The organism is Stenotrophomonas sp. HMWF003, assembly GCF_003061285.1.
In the GTDB taxonomy this organism is placed as follows: Bacteria; Pseudomonadota; Gammaproteobacteria; order Xanthomonadales; family Xanthomonadaceae; genus Stenotrophomonas; species Stenotrophomonas maltophilia_AP.
In genome coordinates this window covers 1-2781 of the sequence record NZ_QAIW01000167.1, presented here as the reverse complement: position 1 = coordinate 2781, position 2781 = coordinate 1, and the positions used below count along the sequence as shown (strand labels likewise).

At 66.9% G+C, this 2781-nt stretch carries 3 protein-coding genes; 1 reads left to right on the top strand and 2 read right to left on the bottom strand.

The features are described 5' to 3' along the window. Positions 1-7: 7 nt before the first annotated feature. A complete protein-coding gene (locus DBR34_RS06925; protein WP_128096245.1) occupies positions 8-853 on the top strand; it encodes a phosphatase PAP2 family protein in 846 nt (281 codons plus the stop codon). 243 nt (positions 854-1096) lie between these two features. Here the strand turns inward: DBR34_RS06925 and DBR34_RS06920 are convergent, their stop codons facing one another. Beyond that, positions 1097-1657: a hypothetical protein gene (locus DBR34_RS06920; protein ID WP_128096244.1), complete on the bottom strand. Its 561-nt coding sequence runs from the start codon at positions 1655-1657 to the stop codon at positions 1097-1099. Positions 1658-1870: 213 nt separating this feature from the next. Continuing rightward, positions 1871-2781, bottom strand: a 911-nt coding sequence (locus tag DBR34_RS06915; RefSeq protein WP_128096243.1) for a TonB-dependent receptor, incomplete at its 5' end; no start/stop codon positions are given.

Sequence of the window (2781 nt, the reverse complement as noted above, 5' to 3'; positions counted from 1 at the left end):
CCAGCCGATGTCGTCGTCCGCCGCCCCCGTCCTGCGCCCCTTCCTGACCGCTGCCGTGCTGGTGGCGCTGGCGGGCTGTACGACGTCCGGTGCGCCGCGCACCACGGCGGTGGAAGCCTCGGTGACGACCAAGGCGGTCGGCTACCTGCAGGCCGACGCGGTGCCCGCCAGCCTGGCGCTGGTACCGGCGCCGCCGGCCGCCGGCTCTGCCGGTTTCGCCCTGGACGAACAGGTCAGCCGTGAGGCGCGTGCGCTGCGTGGCAGCCCGCGCTTCGCCCAGGCCCACACCGATGCCGAGCTCGGCTTTCCGGCCGGTGCCAACCAGTTCTCCTGCGCCATCGACATGGACGTGGACGCGGTGAAGACGCCCGCGCTGTATCGCCTGCTGGAGCGCAGCCGAATCGATGCCAGTGCGGCCACGCGCACGGCGAAGAAGCACTACCAGCGCGCGCGCCCGTTCATGGTCAACGGCGAACCGACCTGCACGCCCGACGATGAAGAAGGCCTGCGCGGCAACGGGTCGTACCCGTCCGGCCACACCTCCATCGGCTGGGCGTGGGCCTTGATTCTGTCGGAGATCGCGCCCGACCGTGCCGATGCGATCCAGCTGCGGGGCCGCAACTACGGCGAGAGCCGCCTGGTGTGCAACGTGCACTGGCAGAGCGACATCCTGGAAGGCCGCTTCATGGGCGCAGCGGCCGTGGCACGCCTGCATGACAACGCCGCGTTCTCCAAGGACCTGCTGGCTGCACGCAAGGAGATCGTTGCCGCGCGCAAGGCCGGGCTGCATTCCAGCCGCGACTGCGCGGCCGAGGAAGCGGTGTTGAAGGTGCGGCCGGAAAGCGCGTTGTAGTTGGGCAGCCGACCAACGGTCGGCTCTACCGGGCACAGGCGGTGTCGCGCCCGCTGCGCGCTCCGCCAGAATCGGCCTGGTGGCGTCCTGCACCACGGGCGGTTGCGAACACGCTGGCGTCGCAGCGTGCAGTCGATGCACTCCACCCCACATGCTATGGAGGCAGGCGGGGTGCAGGAAGGTCACGGTGACCCGGTCGCGCCGCATCCTCATCGAACGCGATCTGACGTCTGCAAGAGACCGTCATGTACTGGAGCGAACGGGGCCAGCTTTCCGCAGCGTCCGGAATTTCAGTCCCTCGATGAGCAACAGCAGGCCCCCATAGAGCACCCACAGCAGGCTGGGCGCGATGTCCAGCGGACGGACCAGCACGAGCGCGAACGGCACCGATGGCATCAGCGTGACCAATCGTAGAGGCACCTGCGCGAGTGCAACATACACCCCGAACCGGTTGCCCCTTAGCAGCAGGGCACAGGAAAGGAACAGGCCTGCCTGAAGCGTCCAGCTTGGCACCAGCATCAGCAATGCTACGTCGCCATAGCTCTCCAGCACCATGCGCGATTCACTCACATCGTCCACGTAGGGGATACGCCCCTGGTGGAGGGCCGCCAGGACGTAGACCAGGATCTGTACGGCGTCCATGGTCCCCCAGAACAGGAACGCCCGGCGCCATGTGGATTGCGTGTCATCGGTCACGTGCTTCTGCACTTTCTCGTGGTGAACGGTGCTTGCGGCCCGCGTCGGCGGGCGCAGCCGTTTCTCGGCCGGGCAGTGTGCCGTCCCTGCCATGCGCGGGGAATGCAAGAAGTTGCATCCACGCTGGCATGGTGAATCCGGTGCCGGAGGCTCTGCGCCGCAGCAACTCTGACCGGCGTGCAGGGCTGGCACGACTGGCTTGATTGGCGGGGGGAAGCAGCCGACCAACGGTCGGCTCTACCGACACAACGGAAAACGGCGCGGATTTCTCCGCGCCGTTTTTATTTGCCGTGCGTACCCACCAGCGGTGGGTACCTGCCCTCAGAACTTCGCGGTGAACTCCAGGCCGAACGTGCGCGGTTCGTTGAGGAAGCCGGTGAGGTTGTTGAAGTCGATCGCCCCCACCACGCGCACCTGGTCGGTCAGGTTGCGGCCGTACACGGCCACGTCGTACTGGCCGTAATCCCAGTTGTAGCCCAGGCGCAGGCCGCCTTCCAGCGACGAGCGGCTGCGGAACTCCGGCGACTCGTAGAGGAAGAAGTTGACCGGGCTGCGGTAGGCCCAGTCGGTGTAGACATACAGCTCGCTGGCGTCGTTGATGGGGAAACCGGCGCGCAGGGTCAGGTTGTGGATCCACTTCGGCGCCTGCGGCAGCGAATTGCCGTTGACCAGTGCGTAGGTGGCGCCATCGATGACCGTGGTCGGGTCGGTGATGGTGCAGCCGCCACCGCAGATCGCCACGGCCAGATCGCGGTCCTTGATCTCGGTGTCGTTGTAGCTGCTGCCCAGGGTGAGCAGCACGTGGTCGGTGAGGTAGGCCTCGAAGTCGAGTTCCACGCCCTGGCCCAGGGTCTTGTCGGCATTGAGCAGGGTGGCGGTATTGTTGCTGCCGCCCACCGCGATCAGCTGCTGGCCATCCACGTTGTAGCGGAACACGTTGAAGCCCAGGCGCGCGCGGCGGTCGAACAGGTCGGCCTTGATGCCGGCCTCATACGAGATCACCTTCTCCGAGTCGGCCTGGGAGACGCCACCGAAGGCCAGCCGGCCCTGGATCGACGGCGCGCGGAAGCCCTTGGCCACGCGTGCATAGGCGTTGAGGTTGTCGGTGATCTGGTAGACGCCGCTCAGGTCCCAGCTGACGTCGTTGACGTCGGTGTTGGCCAGGTACGGGCCGCTGACCGGGGTACCGAACGGCACCGCCTGCAGCACGCTGGCGCTGAAGTCCTTCTTGT